15 protein-coding genes are annotated in these 17,012 nt (G+C 68.5%); 7 read left to right on the top strand and 8 right to left on the bottom strand.

What is annotated here, in order from left to right:
- Positions 1 to 198: 198 nt before the first annotated feature.
- The 3 genes from AB0A97_RS23335 to AB0A97_RS23325 form a co-directional block, all read right to left on the bottom strand.
- On the bottom strand, positions 199 to 1,458 hold the full coding sequence (locus AB0A97_RS23335) for an MFS transporter (protein WP_361153085.1): 1,260 nt from the start codon (positions 1,456 to 1,458) through the stop codon (positions 199 to 201).
- A 78-nt stretch (positions 1,459 to 1,536) separates the two neighbouring features.
- Positions 1,537 to 2,619 (bottom strand): inositol-3-phosphate synthase, encoded by a 1,083-nt coding sequence (locus AB0A97_RS23330; RefSeq protein ID WP_361153082.1) that lies wholly within the window; start codon positions 2,617 to 2,619, stop codon positions 1,537 to 1,539.
- A 47-nt stretch (positions 2,620 to 2,666) separates the two neighbouring features.
- Positions 2,667 to 3,338 carry a PadR family transcriptional regulator gene (locus tag AB0A97_RS23325; protein WP_361153080.1) on the bottom strand — a complete coding sequence of 224 codons (672 nt, stop codon included), beginning with the start codon at positions 3,336 to 3,338 and terminating at the stop codon, positions 2,667 to 2,669.
- Between the two features lie 365 nt (positions 3,339 to 3,703).
- On the opposite strand from AB0A97_RS23325, the gene AB0A97_RS23320 reads away from it, so the two are divergent.
- Both AB0A97_RS23320 and AB0A97_RS23315 read left to right on the top strand, forming a co-directional pair.
- Positions 3,704 to 6,397 carry a transglycosylase domain-containing protein gene (locus tag AB0A97_RS23320; RefSeq protein WP_361153077.1) on the top strand — a complete coding sequence of 898 codons (2,694 nt, stop codon included), beginning with the start codon at positions 3,704 to 3,706 and terminating at the stop codon, positions 6,395 to 6,397.
- A 107-nt stretch (positions 6,398 to 6,504) separates the two neighbouring features.
- Positions 6,505 to 7,986 (top strand): glycosyltransferase 87 family protein, encoded by a 1,482-nt coding sequence (locus AB0A97_RS23315; protein WP_361153074.1) that lies wholly within the window; start codon positions 6,505 to 6,507, stop codon positions 7,984 to 7,986.
- 93 nt (positions 7,987 to 8,079) lie between these two features.
- On the opposite strand, the gene AB0A97_RS23310 is transcribed toward AB0A97_RS23315, so the two are convergent.
- The 3 genes from AB0A97_RS23310 to AB0A97_RS23300 all read right to left on the bottom strand — a co-directional run bounded on the left by AB0A97_RS23310 (position 8,080) and on the right by AB0A97_RS23300 (position 10,723).
- Positions 8,080 to 9,111, bottom strand: coding sequence for an alanine racemase (locus tag AB0A97_RS23310; RefSeq protein ID WP_361153071.1), 1,032 nt, complete (start codon positions 9,109 to 9,111; stop codon positions 8,080 to 8,082).
- Between the two features lie 57 nt (positions 9,112 to 9,168).
- Positions 9,169 to 10,287, bottom strand: a complete 1,119-nt coding sequence (locus AB0A97_RS23305; protein WP_361153068.1) for a peptidoglycan bridge formation glycyltransferase FemA/FemB family protein — start codon at positions 10,285 to 10,287, stop codon at positions 9,169 to 9,171.
- Positions 10,288 to 10,405: 118 nt separating this feature from the next.
- Positions 10,406 to 10,723, bottom strand: a complete 318-nt coding sequence (locus tag AB0A97_RS23300; protein WP_031007735.1) for a hypothetical protein — start codon at positions 10,721 to 10,723, stop codon at positions 10,406 to 10,408.
- Positions 10,724 to 10,953: 230 nt separating this feature from the next.
- Here AB0A97_RS23300 and rpsF point away from each other — a divergent pair, with 230 nt between their 5' ends.
- The 4 genes from rpsF (at position 10,954) to rplI (ending at position 12,717) form a co-directional block, all read left to right on the top strand.
- The gene (gene rpsF / locus AB0A97_RS23295) at positions 10,954 to 11,244 is read left to right on the top strand and encodes a 30S ribosomal protein S6 (RefSeq protein ID WP_003978891.1); all 291 of its coding nucleotides are present in this window, start codon (positions 10,954 to 10,956) and stop codon (positions 11,242 to 11,244) included.
- Positions 11,245 to 11,321: 77 nt separating this feature from the next.
- Positions 11,322 to 11,909 (top strand): single-stranded DNA-binding protein, encoded by a 588-nt coding sequence (locus AB0A97_RS23290; protein WP_361153065.1) that lies wholly within the window; start codon positions 11,322 to 11,324, stop codon positions 11,907 to 11,909.
- 106 nt (positions 11,910 to 12,015) lie between these two features.
- Positions 12,016 to 12,252 carry a 30S ribosomal protein S18 gene (rpsR, locus tag AB0A97_RS23285; RefSeq protein WP_003978893.1) on the top strand — a complete coding sequence of 79 codons (237 nt, stop codon included), beginning with the start codon at positions 12,016 to 12,018 and terminating at the stop codon, positions 12,250 to 12,252.
- A gap of 18 nt (positions 12,253 to 12,270) precedes the next feature.
- Positions 12,271 to 12,717 carry a 50S ribosomal protein L9 gene (rplI, locus tag AB0A97_RS23280; RefSeq protein ID WP_030017088.1) on the top strand — a complete coding sequence of 149 codons (447 nt, stop codon included), beginning with the start codon at positions 12,271 to 12,273 and terminating at the stop codon, positions 12,715 to 12,717.
- 94 nt (positions 12,718 to 12,811) lie between these two features.
- On the opposite strand, the gene AB0A97_RS23275 is transcribed toward rplI, so the two are convergent.
- Complete coding sequence (locus tag AB0A97_RS23275; RefSeq protein ID WP_361153061.1) at positions 12,812 to 13,690, bottom strand: trypsin-like serine protease; 879 nt, start codon at positions 13,688 to 13,690, stop codon at positions 12,812 to 12,814.
- Positions 13,691 to 13,729: 39 nt separating this feature from the next.
- Complete coding sequence (locus tag AB0A97_RS23270; protein ID WP_361153058.1) at positions 13,730 to 15,067, bottom strand: MATE family efflux transporter; 1,338 nt, start codon at positions 15,065 to 15,067, stop codon at positions 13,730 to 13,732.
- A 465-nt stretch (positions 15,068 to 15,532) separates the two neighbouring features.
- Here AB0A97_RS23270 and dnaB point away from each other — a divergent pair, with 465 nt between their 5' ends.
- The gene (gene dnaB, locus AB0A97_RS23265) at positions 15,533 to 17,008 is read left to right on the top strand and encodes a replicative DNA helicase (RefSeq protein WP_031007727.1); all 1,476 of its coding nucleotides are present in this window, start codon (positions 15,533 to 15,535) and stop codon (positions 17,006 to 17,008) included.
- The last annotated feature ends 4 nt before the right edge of the window (positions 17,009 to 17,012 follow it).

Genomic DNA, 17,012 nt, shown 5'->3' with positions numbered 1-17,012 from the left:
CTTCCGCATAGGCGCTGTACTTCATCAGGTCGCACAGCTTCTCTCGTCGGCGGTGTCGTCATGCGCCTCGGCGACTCGTAGGCGGCGCCGGAAGCGGAGCAGGCCCCCTGATGAACGACGCGTCGTGCGCGCGTGACGCGCGTAACGTAGCGGGCCGCGAGGGACCCAGGCGCACGGCGAGTGCCGGAAGGCCGGTGCCTAGTTCCGCAGGAAGCGCACCAGCGTCGCGGCGGTCGCCGCGTGCAGCAGGGCCACGCCGATGACGAGCAGGATCGACTTGCCGTCCGGCGGCAGCATCAGCGCGGCCACGGCCGCGGCACCGACGTAGGCGACGTTGAAGAGCATGTCGTACACGGCGAAGACGCGGCCGCGGAAAGCGTCGTCCACGGAGGACTGCACCACCGTGTCCGTGGAGATCTTGGCTGCCTGCGTGCTGAGGCCGAGCACGAAGGCCGCCACCAGCACCGGGCCGTACGCGAAGGTCAGCCCCAGAGCGGGAGCCAGCACGGCTGACAGTCCCGCACAGCACGCCATCCAGGCCAGGGGGCCGAACCGGGCCACCGCCGGAGGAGTGAGGACCGCGGCGGTGAAGAAGCCGGCCCCCGACACGCCGACGGCGATCCCGAGGAGCGCCAGCCCGTCCGCTTCGCTGTCGGACCAGGCGTACCGGCACAGCATCAGCACCATCACCGTCAGCGCTCCGTAGCAGAAGCGCAGCGCGGCCATCGCTGTCAGCGCCACCGCGGCGGTACGGCGCTGGGCAAGGTGGCGCAGGCCCTCGACCAGGCCACGGGCGGTGCTCGACAAGGCGGCCCCCAACCGCGGCTGGAGCTGCCCGGGTTCAGGCCCGAGGAGCCCCGGAGCCATCCTCAGGGAGACCCCGGCAGCGCAGAGATAGAGGCCCGCGGCCAGTATCACGACGACCGAGTTCGACTCGACGCCCGCGAGCCGTGCCGCGAAGGCGAGGCCGCCGCCCACGGTGGTCGCGAGGGTGCCTGCGGTCGGCGACAGGGAATTGGCCAGCACCAGGCGCTCCGTACCGTCGACCACGCGGGGCAGGGCGGCCGAGAGCCCGGCCAGCACGAAGCGGTTGACGGCCATGACGGAGAGGGCGGACGCGTAGAAGAGCCAGTCCGGGACCTGTGCGGCGATCAGGGCCGCGGTCCCGGCGGTGAGTGCGGTGCGCAGCAGGTTGCCGTACATCAGTACCTGCCGGCGGCGCCAGCGATCGAGCAGGACACCGGCGAAGGGTCCCAGGAGCGAGTACGGGAGCAGCAGGACCGCCATGGCCGAGGCGATGGCCGCGGGAGAAGCCTGTTTCTCGGGTGAGAAGACGACGTACGTGGCGAGCGCGACCTGGTAGACGCCGTCGGCGGCCTGGGAGAGCAGCCGCACGGTCAGCAGGGAGCGGAAGTCGCGCAGTTGGAGCAGTACGCGGAGGTCACGCACAACGGGCATGAGGCCCAGCCTCACACAGCTCACAGGCCCCCGGGCGGAATTTCCGGGGGCCTGTGAGCACGGGGAAGGGCGCGGAGCTTAGCGCTCGACCTCACCCTTGATGAACTTCTCGACGTTCGCGTGCGCCTCGTCGTCGAAGTACTGCACCGGCGGCGACTTCATGAAGTACGAGGACGCGGAGAGCACCGGGCCGCCGATGCCGCGGTCCTTGGCGATCTTCGCGGCGCGCAGAGCGTCGATGATGACACCGGCGGAGTTCGGGGAGTCCCAGACCTCCAGCTTGTACTCCAGGTTCAGCGGGACGTCACCGAAGGCGCGGCCTTCGAGGCGGACGTAGGCCCACTTGCGGTCGTCCAGCCAGGCGACGTAGTCCGACGGGCCGATGTGGACGTTGTCCTCGCCCAGCTCGCGGTCGCGGATCTGCGAGGTGACGGCCTGGGTCTTGGAGATCTTCTTGGACTCCAGACGCTCCCGCTCCAGCATGTTCTTGAAGTCCATGTTGCCGCCGACGTTCAGCTGCATCGTGCGGTCCAGGACGACGCCCCGGTCCTCGAAGAGCTTGGCCATCACGCGGTGCGTGATCGTGGCGCCGACCTGGGACTTGATGTCGTCACCGACGATCGGCACACCCGCCTCGGTGAACTTGTCCGCCCACTCCTTGGTGCCGGCGATGAAGACCGGGAGGGCGTTGACGAAGGCGACCTTGGCGTCGATGGCGCACTGCGCGTAGAACTTCGCGGCGTCCTCGGAGCCGACGGGCAGGTAGCACACCAGGACGTCGACCTGCTGGTCCTTGAGGACCTGGACGATGTCCACCGGCGTCTCGTCGGACTCCTCGATGGTCTGGCGGTAGTACTTGCCCAGACCGTCGAGGGTGGGTCCGCGCTGGACGGTCACGCCGGAGTTCGGCACGTCGCAGATCTTGATGGTGTTGTTCTCGCTGGCGCCGATGGCGTCCGCCAGGTCGAGGCCGACCTTCTTGGCGTCGACGTCGAAAGCGGCCACGAACTCGATGTCACGCACGTGGTAGTCGCCGAACTGCACGTGCATCAGGCCGGGCACGCGGGTGTCCGGGTCTGCGTCCTTGTAGTACTCGACGCCCTGTACCAGCGAGGCGGCGCAGTTGCCCACGCCGGCGATGGCTACGCGAACCGAACCCATTCCGGTTGCTCCCTGTGATCTCGAGAAGGTCCCGCTGACTGCGGACCTCATGTGGTGGTGTCATCGGACGGATCCGGCCGGGAACCACCCCGACGCCGGGGCAGGCCGCCCGCATCTCCTGACGTGTCCTTCTGCTGCTGCTCGGCAGGGTCGACGGCGCGCTGGTCGCGGCCGGCGCGCTCGCTCTCGATCAGCTCGTTGAGCCACCGGACCTCGCGTTCCACGGACTCCATGCCGTGCCGCTGAAGTTCGAGGGTGTAGTCGTCCAGCCGCTCACGCGAACGGGCCAGGGAGGTGCGCATCTTTTCGAGGCGTTCCTCCAGCCGGCTGCGGCGGCCTTCGAGGACCCGCATCCGTACGTCGCGCGAGGTCTGCCCGAAGAAGGCGAAGCGGACGCCGAAGTGCTCGTCCTCCCACGCGTCCGGGCCGGAGTGGGCGAGCAGCTCCTCGAAGTGGCTCTTCCCCTCCGCCGTCAGCCGGTAGACGATCTTCGCCCGGCGGCCGGTGAGGGACGCGGGCTCCGGGGAACCGTCCGTCTCCTCGGCCAGCCAGCCGTTGGCGACCAGCGCCTTCAGGCAGGGATAGAGCGTGCCGTAGCTGAACGCACGGAAGACCCCCAGCGAGGTGTTGAGCCGTTTACGCAGCTCATAGCCGTGCATGGGGGACTCACGGAGCAGTCCGAGGACGGCGAACTCAAGGATGCCGGACCGCCTGCTCATGTCCGCCTCCTTGGTGTCGTGCGCTCTTTATGCCGAGCTGATGTATCGATCCGATACATCCAGACGATAGATCGGCCCCAGGGGAGGAACAAGAGGGGGGACGGTGAACGCCATCACATCACCGTTTCGTTCTACCCAACCTGACTGATTTGGAGTGAATTTCGACAGTGGGCAGGTTTTGGCCGTGCGTAGTCTGTGCGCCATGCAAACTGCCGGGAACCGCGGGGCGGAACATGACGTCCCCGTCCCCGGTGTAGTGCGACCCCATGAGCCATATGGGTGCCGTACGTCGGGGGGACCTGAAGCCAACTGCCGCCTTCAGGCGACGAGATAGATAGCGCGCCTGCCCGAGGAGTATTCGTTCCATGAGCGAGCACCGTCGCAAACCGCCCCAGCCGCAGGGCGGCGGACGTGCTGCGGCCCGACGAGCCGCACAGCAATCACCGGGGCGCCGCGCCGCGCCCACCCGCGGCTCCGCACCTGCCCCCGGACCCGATCCCGGAGCGTACGGGCAGGAACGGCCGGCCGGCGGCAGAGCCGAGGCCCGGCGCGCCGCACAACGCGGCGGCCGACGACGTGCCTCCGACACGGCGGCGATGGCCTCGGGCAGCGGACATGGCGGCCGCGGAGGCGGCCGCCGCGCCGGTGGCGGCGGTGGTGACGAAGGTGGTCGCGGACGGGGCCGGGGGTCGGGCAGGCCCGGCAAGAAGCGGCTCATCGACTACCCGCGCTCCGGCAAGGTCGGTTGGCGCCGGTTCGTACCCTCCTGGAAACAGACCCTCGGCACCTGCATCGGCTTCCTCGCGCTGATCGTCGGCGCATCAGGACTCGCACTCGCCTACGTGGACATCCCGGATGTGCAGAAGGCGTCGCTGCTGCAGAAGAACGTCTACTACTGGTCCAACGGCAAGCCGATGGTCGTCGCGGGCGGCGGCGAGCTCAACCGCCAGATCGTGCCGATCACCTCCATCCCCTCGACCATGCAGAACGCGGTGATCTCCGCCGAGAACGCGTCCTTCGAGAAGGACTCGGGAGTCGACCCGATGGGCATCGCCCGAGCGGTCTTCAACATGGCTCGGGGCGGTGAGACCCAGAGTGGCTCCACCATCACCCAGCAGTACGTGAAGAACACCTACCTCGACCAGTCGCAGACCCTCAAGCGCAAGCTCACCGAGCTGTTCATCTCCGTGAAGGTGGGCATCAAGGAGGAGAAGAAGGACATCCTGGCGGGCTACCTCAACACCGCGTACTACGGGCGCGGTGCGTACGGCATCCAGGCCGCGTCCCGGGCGTACTACGGCAAGGACTGCGACAAGCTCACCCCGAGTGAGAGCGCCTTCATGGCCGCGCTGCTCAACGGCCCCAACCTCTACGACCCGTACATCACGACGGAGGCCAAGGGCGCGAACCTCAAGCGCGCCGAGGCCCGCTGGAAGTGGACGCTGGACCGTGAGGTCGAGGTCGGACGGATGAAGAATGCGGACCGGGACCCGATCAAGGACTTCCCGATGCCCAAGGAGCCCAAGAAGGCCATGGACCTCCGCGGCCAGAAGGGCTACCTGGTCGACCTGGCCAACAACTACATCACGGCGAACACCAAGATCACGGATGCCATGCTCAAGAAGGGTGGCTACGAGATCCACACGACGTTCGACGAAAAGCAGGTCAACGAGCTCGCGGCGTCCGTGGACAAGGTCACCAAGGAGCACATCGATCCGGCCAAGCGCGAGGTGGACAAGTACGTCCAGTTCGGCGGCGCCTCGGTCGAACCGGGCACCGGCAAGATCGTCGCCATCTACGGCGGCAAGGACGCGACCCAGCACTACACGAACAACGCCGACTACACCGGTGTCCAGGTCGGCTCGACCTTCAAGCCGTTCGTGCTGGCGGCGGCGATGAGCGACGGCGTACGGGATCCGCACAATCCCGAACGGCGCACACGCGTCTCGCCGAACAGCATCTACAACGGTGACAACAAGCTGAAGCTGCTCAACTACGACGGGACCGTCTGGCACGACAAGGACGGCAAGGAGTGGCACCAGGCGAACGACGGCAACGAGGACAAGGGCAAAGTCACCCTCCGCACCGCCATGCAGTTCTCGGTGAACACCCCGTACATCCAGCTCGGCATGGATGTCGGCCGGGACAAGGTGAAGGAAGCGGCCATCGCCGCGGGACTCCGCGACGACCAGAGCATGGCGAAGACCACCCCGGCCTTCTCGCTGGGCACCTCGGCGCCGAGCGCGATCCGGCTGGCGGGCGCGTATGCCACCTTCGCCGCCAGCGGGCAGCAGGACGACCCGTACTCGGTCGAGTCCGTCGAGAAGGACGGCCAGACCAAGTACGAGCACACCAAGAAGCCCAAGACGGGCTTCAGCGCCGCGGTCGCGGACAACGTGACGGACGTGCTGAAGACCGTGGTGGAGAAGGGCACCGGTACGGCGGCGAAGCTGCCCGACGGGCGCGAGGCGGCCGGCAAGACCGGTACCACCGACGACAACAAGTCGGCCTGGTTCGCCGGCTACACGAAGCAACTGGCCACCACGATCGGCATGTGGCGGGTGGACGACCAGGCCAAGCAGCAGCAGTTCCTGAAGATGTACGGCGTGGGCGGTGAGAAGAAGGTCCACGGTGCGTCGTTCCCGGCCCGTATCTGGGCGGACTACATGGCGCAGGTCATGAAGGGCAAGAAGCTCGAACGCTTCCCGCAGCCCGGACCGATCGGCCAGACGGTCTACGGGGACGGTATGAGCCCGTCCCCGAAGCCCACCCCGTCCGCTCCCGCGCCGAGCTCCCCGACGCCCACGCCCTCCAAGCCCGCACCGACCAGTCCTACGCCCACGCCCAAGCCGACCCACACGTGTTCGGACTGGGACCTCAACTGCCAGAACAACGGCGGAGCGAACGGCGGGGACAACGGTGGACGTCCGGGCGGCGGAGATTCCGGCGGCACCACGGCGACACCCGACCCGAGCACCGGAGGGCCCGGAGGCGACGACGGCGGCATCTTCGACCCCCCGGCCGGCGGCTCGGCGTCAGGGGGACGACGCGACTACTGACCGGTGACTGTTTCACGTGAAACGTGACGGAGAAGCCTCCGGAACCCGTGCATACGGGCCGGGGGCTTCTCCGCGTTCGGGCCAGGGTCGTACGGCAGGATGGGCGCATGACGAGCGTGCGACAGGACGAGCCGGTACGGCCGACGCGACGGGACGAGGTGGCGGCGGCCGGCAGCGAGCTGGTCGGTGGCCTTGCCGGGCGGCGCGCGGTCTTCGGCACGGGCTGGTGGAACCCGGTACGCGTCATCGCGCTCGTCATGATCGGGATGTTCGCGCTCGGCATGGTGCAGAAGCTGCCGTGCTACGAGAGCGGGTGGTTCTTCGGCGCCACCAGCCAGTACACCCACGCCTGCTACTCCGACATCCCCCACCTGTACGCGGGACGCGGCTTCGCCGACGGTCTGATTCCGTACTTCGACAGGCTGCCCGGCGAAATGGAGTACCTCGAATACCCGGTACTGACAGGCGTGTTCATGGAGGTCGCTTCCTGGTTGACCCCGCACGGCGGCTCCATGCAAGAGCGCGAACAGATCTACTGGCTGGTCAACGCCGGCCTGCTGATGGCCTGTGCCGCGGCGCTCGCCGTCTGCGTGGCACGCACCCATCGCCGACGCCCCTGGGACGGCCTCCTGGTCGCCCTCGCTCCCGCCCTCGCGCTCACGGCCACCATCAACTGGGACCTCCTGGCCGTCGCGCTGACCGCTGCCGGAATGCTGATGTGGTCGCGTAGCCGAACCCTCGCAGCAGGCGTGTTCATCGGGCTCGCGACCGCCGCGAAGCTGTACCCGGTGCTGCTGCTCGGCCCGCTGCTCGTCCTGTGCTGGCGGGCCGGGCAGTGGCGTTCCTACGGCAAGGCCGTCGCCGGAGCCGCGGCCGCGTGGCTGGTCGTCAACGTGCCGGTGATGATCACGCACGACGGGTCCGGATTCCACATCCGGGAGGGCTGGGCGAAGTTCTACACCTTCAGCCAGGAGCGGCCCATCGACTTCGGATCGATCTGGCTGCTCATCTCCCAGCGCACCGGCAATCCGCTGGAGGACGCGAACACCTACGCGACGCTGCTGATGATCCTGGGGTGCGGCGCTCTGGCGCTGCTCACCTTCCACGCACCGCGCCGACCGCGGTTCGCGCAGCTCGCCTTCCTGGTCGTCGCGCTGTTCATCCTCACCAACAAGGTCTACTCACCGCAGTACGTGCTGTGGCTGATCCCGCTCGCCGCGCTGGCACGGCCGCGCTGGCGTGACTTCCTGGTGTGGCAGGCGTGCGAGGTCATGTACTTCCTCGGCATCTGGCTGTACCTGGCCTACACGGGCAACGGTGACAAGCACCAGGGACTGCCGCTGGAGGGCTACCAGCTGGCCATGGCACTGCATCTGCTGGGGACGTTGTACCTGTGTGCCGTGGTGGTACGCGACGTGTTGCTGCCGGAGCGGGACGTCGTACGCAAGGACGGTGACGACGATCCGTCGGGCGGCGTGCTGGACCAAGCACCGGACGTCTTCGTGCTCGGCCGGGCACAGCACCTGCCACGGCACGCCGTGCAGTTCGAGGGAACGCCGCAGGTGCGCTGGGGTGCGGCCCGGAAGTAACCGGGCCGGTAGCGGCGCGTACGGAACAGGCCCGGGGCCGCAGATCTGCTCTGCGGCCCCGGGCCTGTGCTGTTCCGTGCGAGCGACCGCTGCTCAGCGGTCCACGATGCGGTCGTACTGCGTCGTGGTGTGCCGCAGATGCGCCACCAGTTCCTCACCGACGTGGGGCTCGGGGGCGTCGCCCGGCACGAAGAGGATGGAGACCTGCATGTGCGGGGGCTCCGCGAACCACCGCTGCTTGCCCCCCCACACGTACGGCGAGAGGTTGCGGTTGACGGTCGCCAGGCCCGCCCGCGCCACGCCCTTGGCGCGGGGCATCACACCGTGCAGCGCCTTGGGCGACTCCAGGCCCACGCCGTGCGACGTACCGCCGGCCACCACGACCAGGTAACCGTCCGACGCGGCCTTCTGCTGGCGGTAACCGAAGCGGTCGCCCTTGCCGACCCGGGTGACGTCCAGGACCGAGCCGCGGTACTGGGTGGCCTCGTGGTCCCCGAGCCACAGCCGGGTTCCGATCCGCGCGCGGAAGCGCGTCTGCGGGAACTGCTGCTGGAGACGGTGGAGTTCATCGGCCTTGAGGTGACTGACGAACATCGTGTGCAGCGGCAGGTGGGCGGCCCGCAGCCGGTCCATCCAGCCGATGACCTCCTCCACCGCGTCGGAGCCGTCGGTACGGTCCAGCGGCAGGTGGATGGCGAAGCCTTCCAGCCGTACGTCCTCTATGGCCGAGGCCAGCTTCGGCAGGTCCTCGGGCAGCACGCCGTGGCGCTTCATGCTGCTCATGACCTCGATGACCACCCGGGCGCCCACCAGACCGCCCACACCCTCGACCGAGGAGACCGAACGGATGGCTCGGTCCGGCAGCGGAACCGGTTCCTCACCGTGCCGGAAGGGGGTCAGTACGAGCAGGTCACCGCTGAAGTAGTCCTTCATGCGAGCCGCTTCGTACGTCGTCCCCACGGCCAGGAGGTCGGCACCGAGCCGGGTCGTCTCCTCGGCGAGGCGCTCGTGGCCGAAGCCGTAGCCGTTGCCTTTGCAGACCGGGACGAGCCCCGGGAACTGCTGCAGAACGCTCTGCTGGTGTGCCCGCCAGCGCGCGGTGTCGACGTAGAGGGTGAGCGCCATGGCCGGGCCCGGAACCTTTCTCGTGGCTGCGATGCGGTCGAACAGGGAGTGTGACGGTCAGCGACGCGACATGTAGATGTCGAGCGCCTTGTGCAGGAGCTTGTTGAGCGGGAAGTCCCACTCGCCCAGGTACTCGGCTGCCTGCCCACCCGTGCCCACCTTGAACTGGATGAGGCCGAAAAGGGGGTCGTTCTCGTCGAGCGAGTCGCTGATGCCGCGCAGGTCGTAGACGGTGGCGCCGAGCGCGTAGGCGTCGCGCAGCATCCGCCACTGCATGGCGTTGGACGGCCGGACCTCACGGCCGATGTTGTCCGAGGCACCGTAGGAGTACCAGACGTGGCCACCGACGACCAGCATCGTCGCGGCGGAGAGGTTCACGCCGTTGTGCCGGGCGAAGTACAGCCGCATGCGGTTGGGGTCCTCGGTGTTGAGGGCTGCCCACATCCGCTGGAAGTAGCCGAGCGGCCGCGGCCGGAAGTGGTCGCGCACCGCGGTGATCTCGTACAGGCGCTGCCACTCGGCGAGATCCTCGTAGCGGCCCTGGACGACCTCGACGCCGGCCTTCTCGGCCTTCTTGATGTTGCGGCGCCACAGCTGGTTGAAGCCCTTGTGGACATCCTCCAGCGAACGGTTCTCCAGCGGCACCTGGAAGACGTACCGGGGCTGGACGTCACCGAAGCCGGCTCCGCCGTCCTCACCCTGCTGCCAGCCCATCCGGCGCAGCTTGTCGGACACCTCGAAGGCGCGCGGCTCGATGTGGGTGGGCTCGACGTCACGCAGGCGCTTGACGTCCGGGTCCTGGATCCCGGACTTGATCGCGCCGGAGTCCCAGCGCCGGATGATCACCGGCGGGCCCATCTTCACCGAGAAGGCGCCCTGCTGCTTCAGGTGCGCCAGCATCGGCTTGAGCCAATCCTCCAGGTTCGGCGCGAACCAGTTGATGACCGGCCCCTCGGGCAGGTACGCGAGGTACCGCTTGATCTTGGGCAGCTGGCGGTAGAGCACCAGGCCCGCGCCGACCAGCTGACCGGCCTTGTCGAACCAGCCCAGGTTCTCCGAGCGCCATTCGGACTTCACATCGGCCCAGGCCGGCACCTGCATGTGGCTCGCCGAAGGCAGGCTCTGGATGTACGCCAGATGCTGCTCTCGGCTGATGGTCCTCAGGGTCAGGCTCATGCGGGGCGCTCCTCGGCAGGTTTGTCCCCAGGGTCGGGGCTCCGGCTCTCGCGCCGAAGCCTACTGTGACTAGGGAGCGCCCCGTTTGGGCGTAGGGGGGTGGAGCCCCGCCGCCCGGCTAGCCGAGCAGCCCGCCGAAGAGGCCTCCGTGCGCCATGCCGAGGAAGAAGCCGACCGCCGCGGCGCCGAGGCCGATGATCAGCAGGAAGCGCTCGCCGGTGGTGGCGGAGATGAACTGACCCCACGCGCCGGTACCGATGCCGATCAGCCCCGTCCAGGAACTCAGCAGGTGAAGGTGGTGGAAGTGGGCGGTGGCGAAGGCGATCGCGCCGAACACCAGCGTCACGGCGACGAGGGTGTTCTCGACGGGATGGGCCTTGCCGTCGCTGTTCAGAAGAGAGAGGAGGCCGTGCTGCGGCCGGACTGCCTGTGCCATGCGGCACCTCCGAAGACAGGGCGGCGAACTGTAACGCCGCTCACACCCGTTGTGTTCCAGATTGGGGGGGTCAGCGGCCGGATTTCAACCGGAAGCCCGCGGGCGGGTACTCTGTACAGTCTGCGCCCACGTCTGCCCAGGTCTCCTGGCCGGGCCGGGTGCGGAACGCATCATGACCCTCCTGCCACGGAACGACCGTGGCCGCTGAGTCCAAAGGAGGTGGGTTCTACATGCGTCACTACGAGGTGATGGTCATCCTCGACCCCGATCTCGAGGAGCGCGCTGTCTCCCCGCTGATCGAGAACTTCCTCTCCGTCGTCCGTGAGGGCAACGGAAAGGTCGAGAAGGTCGACACCTGGGGCCGTCGTCGTCTCTCGTACGAGATCAACAAGAAGCCCGAGGGCATCTACTCGGTCATCGACCTGCAGGCCGAGCCTGCGGTCGTCAAGGAACTCGACCGTCAGATGAACCTGAACGAGTCGGTCCTCCGGACCAAGGTCCTCCGTCCCGAGACCCACTGACGCATCAGCGTCAGCGGTAACCGGGTTCGAGTAGCAACACCAGCAGCCAGCAGCACACCCGCCGAGAGGTTCCCCTAATGGCAGGCGAGACCGTCATCACGGTCGTCGGCAATCTTGTCGACGACCCCGAGCTGCGCTTCACCCCGTCCGGTGCGGCGGTCGCGAAGTTCCGCGTCGCGTCCACCCCCCGCACCTTCGACCGTCAGACCAATGAGTGGAAGGACGGCGAGAGCCTGTTCCTGACCTGCTCGGTGTGGCGTCAGGCGGCGGAGAACGTCGCCGAGTCCCTTACGCGGGGCACCCGCGTGATCGTGCAGGGCCGCCTGAAGCAGCGGTCGTACGAGGACCGCGAGGGCGTCAAGCGCACGGTCTACGAGCTCGACGTCGACGAGGTCGGCGCCAGCTTGCGCAATGCCACGGCCAAGGTCACCAAGACCTCGGGCCGCGGTGGCCAGGGCGGCGGCTTCGGCGGCGGTCCGCAGGGCGGTGGCCAGGGTGGCGGCGGCTGGGGCGGCGGCCCCGGCGGTGGCCAGCAGGGCGGCGGCGGTGCTCCCGCCGACGACCCGTGGGCGACCGGTGCTCCTGCCGGCGGCGGCCAGCAGGGTGGCGGCGGTGGCTGGGGCGGCGGCTCCGGCGGCGGCTACTCGGACGAGCCGCCCTTCTAGGGCCGACATCCGGCACGTACACGCGCTGTTTCACGTGAAACAGCGCGAGACGGCCGGGGGCCTGAGGGCGTCAGCACAAACTTCTTGAACTCACTGGAGAGAGACAATGGCGAAGCCGCCTGCTCGCAAGCCTAAGAAGAAGGTTTGCGTGTTCTGCAAGGAGAAGATCTCCTACGTCGACTACAAGGACACGAACCTGCTGCGGAAGTTCATCTCCGACCGCGGCAAGATCCGTGCCCGCCGGGTGACCGGCAACTGCACCCAGCACCAGCGTGACGTCGCCACGGCCGTGAAGAACAGCCGTGAGATGGCGCTGCTGCCCTACACCTCCACTGCGCGATAAGGGAAGGGTGACCGACACATGAAGATCATCCTCACCCACGAGGTCTCCGGCCTCGGCACCGCCGGCGACGTCGTCGACGTCCGCGACGGTTACGCCCGTAACTACCTGGTCCCGCGCGGTTTCGCGATCCGCTGGACCAAGGGTGGCGAGAAGGACGTCGAGCAGATCCGCCGCGGTCGCAAGATCCGCGAGATCGCCTCGGTCGAGCAGGCCAACGAGATCAAGGGCCAGCTCGAGGGCGTCAAGGTGAAGCTGGCCGTGCGTGCCGGCGACGCCGGCCGCCTGTTCGGCTCCGTCACCCCGGCCGACGTCGCCTCGGCGATCAAGGCTGCGGGCGGCCCCGACGTGGACAAGCGCCGCGTCGAGCTCGGCTCGCCGATCAAGACCCTGGGCGCGCACCAGGTGTCCGTACGCCTGCACAGCGACGTCGTCGCGAAGCTGGGCGTCGAGGTCGTCGCCGCCTGATAGCAGCGACACCGCAGCACGCGTGAGGGCCGCACTCCGGTAACGGGGTGCGGCCCTCACGCATGCGCACGGGGCTGCTGAGAGTCGCCGGCTCTCAGCCTTCGTCCTCTTCCTGGGCCCGCTCGTACAGATCGGCGACAGCGTCACCGAAGTACGCGGCGTAGGAGATGTCGTCCTCGTCGCCGCCGCCTTGGTGCCCGCCCAGGACGCCGATCACCGTGCCGGTGTGGCTCTTCGGGTCGTAGTCGGCGAGCCAGGGGCTGCCGCTCGTGCCGCCCGCGAAGTCGGTGCACCGGACGCGCATCTGTGTGTCGCTGAACTTCGTGGCGCGGTTGTGGCAGGAGATCGGCGTCTCACTGCTGGTGGGGTAGCCGGTGATCTTGACGTCATTGTCGAAGCCGGGGTCGATGCCGAGGGTGTTGCCGCCCAGCACGTCCTGGATCTGCTTGCCGTCCTTGCTGCCGAGGACGAGGAAGGCGACGTCCATGTCCTCGTCCTGGGACTTGGCCCAGCGTTCGTCGACGACGACCTTCTCGACCTTCCACAGGCCGGTCGGCTCCTTGCCGTCGCGGTAGTCGGGTGCGAAGACGAGGTCGTTGACGGGTTCGCCGGTCTCGACGTCGAAAGCGCAGTGCGCCGCGGTGATCAGCATGTTCCGGCCGGGACTCTGCACGACGCTGGCGGTGCAGAAGTGGTCGCCGGAGTCGTCCTTCTCGAAGAGGGCCCCCACGCGGGCGTTCTGCTCGGTACTGCGCGGGGTGTACGCGCTGCCGTCGTCGGCGGGCGCGGTGGCGGCAGGGTCCTGGTCCTGGGGGTCCTGGCGGGCCTCTCCCGACTTGCCGTGACCGCTTCTGAGCGTGCCGTTGCCACGGCTGCTGGTGTCGGCTTCCTGGGAGGCGTAGCCCACTATGGCGCCTGCCCCGACGACAGTCAGCGTCAGGGGCAGGACGATCTTCCTGGCAAGCGGGCGCACAGGGTCATTATCAGCACGGGGCCATTGTTTCGGGTGGCTTCAACGCGAGGCTCCGGTCACAATCCAGCGGCCCGACCGGGTGCGTGCCCACAATGTCAGCATCCGCACGGTCATCATCAGAGTCATGGCCCACCACAGCGCGGTCAGGCCGCCGCCGATGACCGGCACCAGCAGTGCGGCCGGCGCGAAGAGGGCCAGCGTCACCAGCATCGCCCAGGCCAGGTAGGGACCGTCACCGGCGCCCATCAGCACGCCGTCGAGAACGAAGACGATGCCGGCGACCGGTTGGGTGAGGGCGACGACCAGGAGCGCGGGCAGCAGCGCGTCCTTCACGGCCTGGTCGTCGGTGAACAGTGGCATGAACAGCGGCCGCGAGAGGACGACGAGCAGCCCGAGCACCACGCCGGAGGCGAGGCCCCACTGCACCATGCGGCGGCAGGCGGCCTTGGCGCCCGTCACGTCGTCGGCTCCCAGGTAACGGCCGATGATCGCCTGGCCGGCGATGGCGATGGCGTCCAGGGCGAAGGCCAGCAGGGACCACAGGGTGATGACGATCTGGTGGGCGGCCACCTCGGCGTCCCCGAGGCGGGCGGCCACGGCGGTCGCGATCATGAGGACGGCGCGCAGCGAGAGCGTACGAACGAGCAGCGGCACCCCGGCCTGGGCGCAGGCGCGGATCCCGGCCGCGTCCGGCCGGAGGGAGGCGCCGTGCCGACGGGCGCCCCGCACCACGACGACCAGGTAGACGGCGGCCATACCGCACTGGGCGATGACCGTCCCCCAGGCGGATCCGGCGATGCCGAGTCCGGCGCCGTAGACCAGTCCGATGTTCAGGGCCGCGTTGACGGAGAAGCCGCCGATGGCGACGTACAGCGGTGTCCGGGTGTCCTGGAGGCCGCGCAGTACGCCGGTGGCCGCCAGCACCACGAGCATCGCCGGGATGCCGAGGGCGCTGATGCGCAGGTACGTGATGGCGTACGGGGCGGCGGTGGCCGAGGCACCGAAGATGTCGACGAGCCAGGGTGCGGTGGGCAGGACGGCGGCCAGTACGGCGGCGCCCAGCAGCAGGGCGAGCCAGATACCGTCCATGCCCTGCCGGATGGCGGCCGAGCGGTCACCGGCGCCGACCCGCCGGGCGACGGCGGCGGTGGTGGCGTACGCGAGGAAGACGAAGACCGAGACCGCGGTCGTCAGCAGCGGGGCGGCGACGCCGAGCCCGGCGAGCTGCCGGGTGCCGAGGTGACCGATGACGGCGCTGTCGACCATGACGAAGAGCGGTTCCGCGACGAGCGCTCCGAAGGCGGGCAGGGCGAGCGAGATGATCTCGCGGTCGTGGCGGCGGTCGGTACGCCGCGGCGTCGCGGGAGCCTGTGTCATGCCGCCAATCTAATCTTCCACAGGTAAGTGGCACAACTGCTGAGCAATCATTACTTCGCAGCGCGTGGAGCGTTCTCCTCCACGCCGTTCGGCCCGATCATGAACAGGTTGCCGAAGTTTTTCTCCTGCACAGCCTATGGACGACAAAGTCGCAGGTCAGGTGGCCAGGGGTCGACTGATTGTGTGTTTGTCCACAGCGGTGTCCCCCGTGCCGTGCACAGGATCGGCGGACTTCTCCACAGGAACGGGGCCATCGTCCACATGGCCTGTGGATAACCAGATTGGCGGACGGTCCCGGCGGGCCTACCGTAGTCCGGCGCCTGGCCCCTGATCCGGCCTGAGAACCCATCCGAACTCGACGCGCCGTAACCGGAGCCGGGCGTCTCGATTTGTCAGTGCTGTGCCGTAAGAAAGAGGGGCACAGCAAGGTCCGCGCCGCGGACGGGAGGAGGTGCCGGGGTGAGCATGCCCGAGCCCGTGGAAGACCCCTGGGCTGACGCCGGCCCCAGTGACCGGCTGCCCGCCGCGCGCTCCCGTCGAGGCGAGGGCAAGGGCCGGGGCCGCGACGACCGCCGCGACCGCGGTGGCGACGAGGAGGGTGGCTGGTCCTCCGGCGGCTTCGAGCGCGTACCGCCCCAGGACCTGGACGCCGAGCAGTCCGTGCTCGGCGGCATGCTGCTGTCCAAGGACGCCATCGCGGACGTCGTCGAGGTGCTCAAGGGCCACGACTTCTACCGGCCGGCCCACGAGCTGATCTACCAGGCGATCCTCGACCTGTACGCCAAGGGCGAGCCGGCCGACCCGATCACCATCGCGGCCGAGCTGACCAAGCGTGGCGAGATCGCCCGGGTGGGCGGCGCGTCGTATCTGCACACCCTGGTCCAGTCCGTGCCGACGGCGGCCAACGCCGAGTACTACGCCGAGATCGTCCATGAACGGGCGGTCCTGCGGCGGCTCGTCGAGGCCGGCACCCGCATCACCCAGATGGGATACGCGGCCGACGGCGACGTCGACGAGATCGTCAACAGTGCCCAGGCGGAGATCTACGCCGTCACCGAGCAGCGCACCAGCGAGGACTACCTGCCGCTCGGCGACATCATGGAGGGCGCCCTCGACGAGATCGAGGCGATCGGCTCCCGTCAGGGCCAGATGACCGGCGTACCCACCGGCTTCACCGACCTGGACTCCCTCACCAACGGCCTGCACCCCGGCCAGATGATCGTCATCGCGGCCCGCCCCGCGATGGGTAAGTCCACCCTCGCGCTGGACTTCGCCCGGGCGTGCTCCATCAAGAGCAACCTGCCGAGCGTGATCTTCTCGCTCGAAATGGGCCGCAACGAGATCGCGATGCGTCTGCTGTCCGCCGAGGCGCGGGTGGCCCTGCACCACATGCGGTCCGGCTCGATGACGGACGAGGACTGGACCCGCCTGGCCCGGCGGATGCCGGACGTGTCGGCTGCGCCGCTCTACATCGACGACTCGCCGAACCTGTCGATGATGGAGATCCGCGCGAAGTGCCGCCGCCTCAAGCAGCGCAACGAGCTGAAGCTGGTGGTCATCGACTACCTCCAGCTGATGCAGTCCGGCGGATCCAAGCGCGCCGAGAGCCGTCAGCAGGAGGTCTCGGACATGTCCCGTAACCTCAAACTGCTGGCCAAGGAGCTGGAACTGCCGGTCATCGCGCTCTCGCAGCTGAACCGTGGCCCCGAGCAGCGTACGGACAAGAAACCGATGGTCTCCGACCTGCGTGAGTCCGGCTCCATCGAGCAGGACGCGGACATGGTCATCCTGCTGCACCGCGAGGACGCCTACGAGAAGGAGTCGCCCCGCGCCGGCGAGGCCGACCTGATCGTGGCCAAGCACCGTAACGGCCCGACGGCGACCATCACCGTGGCTTTCCAGGGGCACTACTCCCGTTTTGTGGACATGGCGCAGACCTGACGAG

Source organism: Streptomyces sp. NPDC045470 (genome assembly GCF_040646595.1).
Taxonomy (GTDB): Bacteria; Actinomycetota; Actinomycetes; order Streptomycetales; family Streptomycetaceae; genus Streptomyces.
This window is presented reverse-complemented; position numbering and strand designations above follow the sequence as displayed.

What these genes read in the sequence shown, in the direction of transcription:
- AB0A97_RS23305 (WP_361153068.1), bottom strand. Translation starts at nt 10,287, where the DNA reads ATGAGCCTGACCCTGAGGACCATCAGCCGAGAGCAGCATCTGGCGTAC.
- AB0A97_RS23320 (WP_361153077.1), top strand. Translation starts at nt 3,704, where the DNA reads ATGAGCGAGCACCGTCGCAAACCGCCCCAGCCGCAGGGCGGCGGACGT.
- AB0A97_RS23335 (WP_361153085.1), bottom strand. Translation starts at nt 1,458, where the DNA reads ATGCCCGTTGTGCGTGACCTCCGCGTACTGCTCCAACTGCGCGACTTC.
- AB0A97_RS23300 (WP_031007735.1), bottom strand. Translation starts at nt 10,723, where the DNA reads ATGGCACAGGCAGTCCGGCCGCAGCACGGCCTCCTCTCTCTTCTGAAC.
- AB0A97_RS23290 (WP_361153065.1), top strand. Translation starts at nt 11,322, where the DNA reads ATGGCAGGCGAGACCGTCATCACGGTCGTCGGCAATCTTGTCGACGAC.
- AB0A97_RS23310 (WP_361153071.1), bottom strand. Translation starts at nt 9,111, where the DNA reads ATGGCGCTCACCCTCTACGTCGACACCGCGCGCTGGCGGGCACACCAG.
- rpsF (WP_003978891.1), top strand. Translation starts at nt 10,954, where the DNA reads ATGCGTCACTACGAGGTGATGGTCATCCTCGACCCCGATCTCGAGGAG.
- dnaB (WP_031007727.1), top strand. Translation starts at nt 15,533, where the DNA reads ATGCCCGAGCCCGTGGAAGACCCCTGGGCTGACGCCGGCCCCAGTGAC.
- AB0A97_RS23330 (WP_361153082.1), bottom strand. Translation starts at nt 2,619, where the DNA reads ATGGGTTCGGTTCGCGTAGCCATCGCCGGCGTGGGCAACTGCGCCGCC.
- AB0A97_RS23325 (WP_361153080.1), bottom strand. Translation starts at nt 3,338, where the DNA reads ATGAGCAGGCGGTCCGGCATCCTTGAGTTCGCCGTCCTCGGACTGCTC.
- rplI (WP_030017088.1), top strand. Translation starts at nt 12,271, where the DNA reads ATGAAGATCATCCTCACCCACGAGGTCTCCGGCCTCGGCACCGCCGGC.
- rpsR (WP_003978893.1), top strand. Translation starts at nt 12,016, where the DNA reads ATGGCGAAGCCGCCTGCTCGCAAGCCTAAGAAGAAGGTTTGCGTGTTC.
- AB0A97_RS23315 (WP_361153074.1), top strand. Translation starts at nt 6,505, where the DNA reads ATGACGAGCGTGCGACAGGACGAGCCGGTACGGCCGACGCGACGGGAC.
- AB0A97_RS23270 (WP_361153058.1), bottom strand. Translation starts at nt 15,067, where the DNA reads ATGACACAGGCTCCCGCGACGCCGCGGCGTACCGACCGCCGCCACGAC.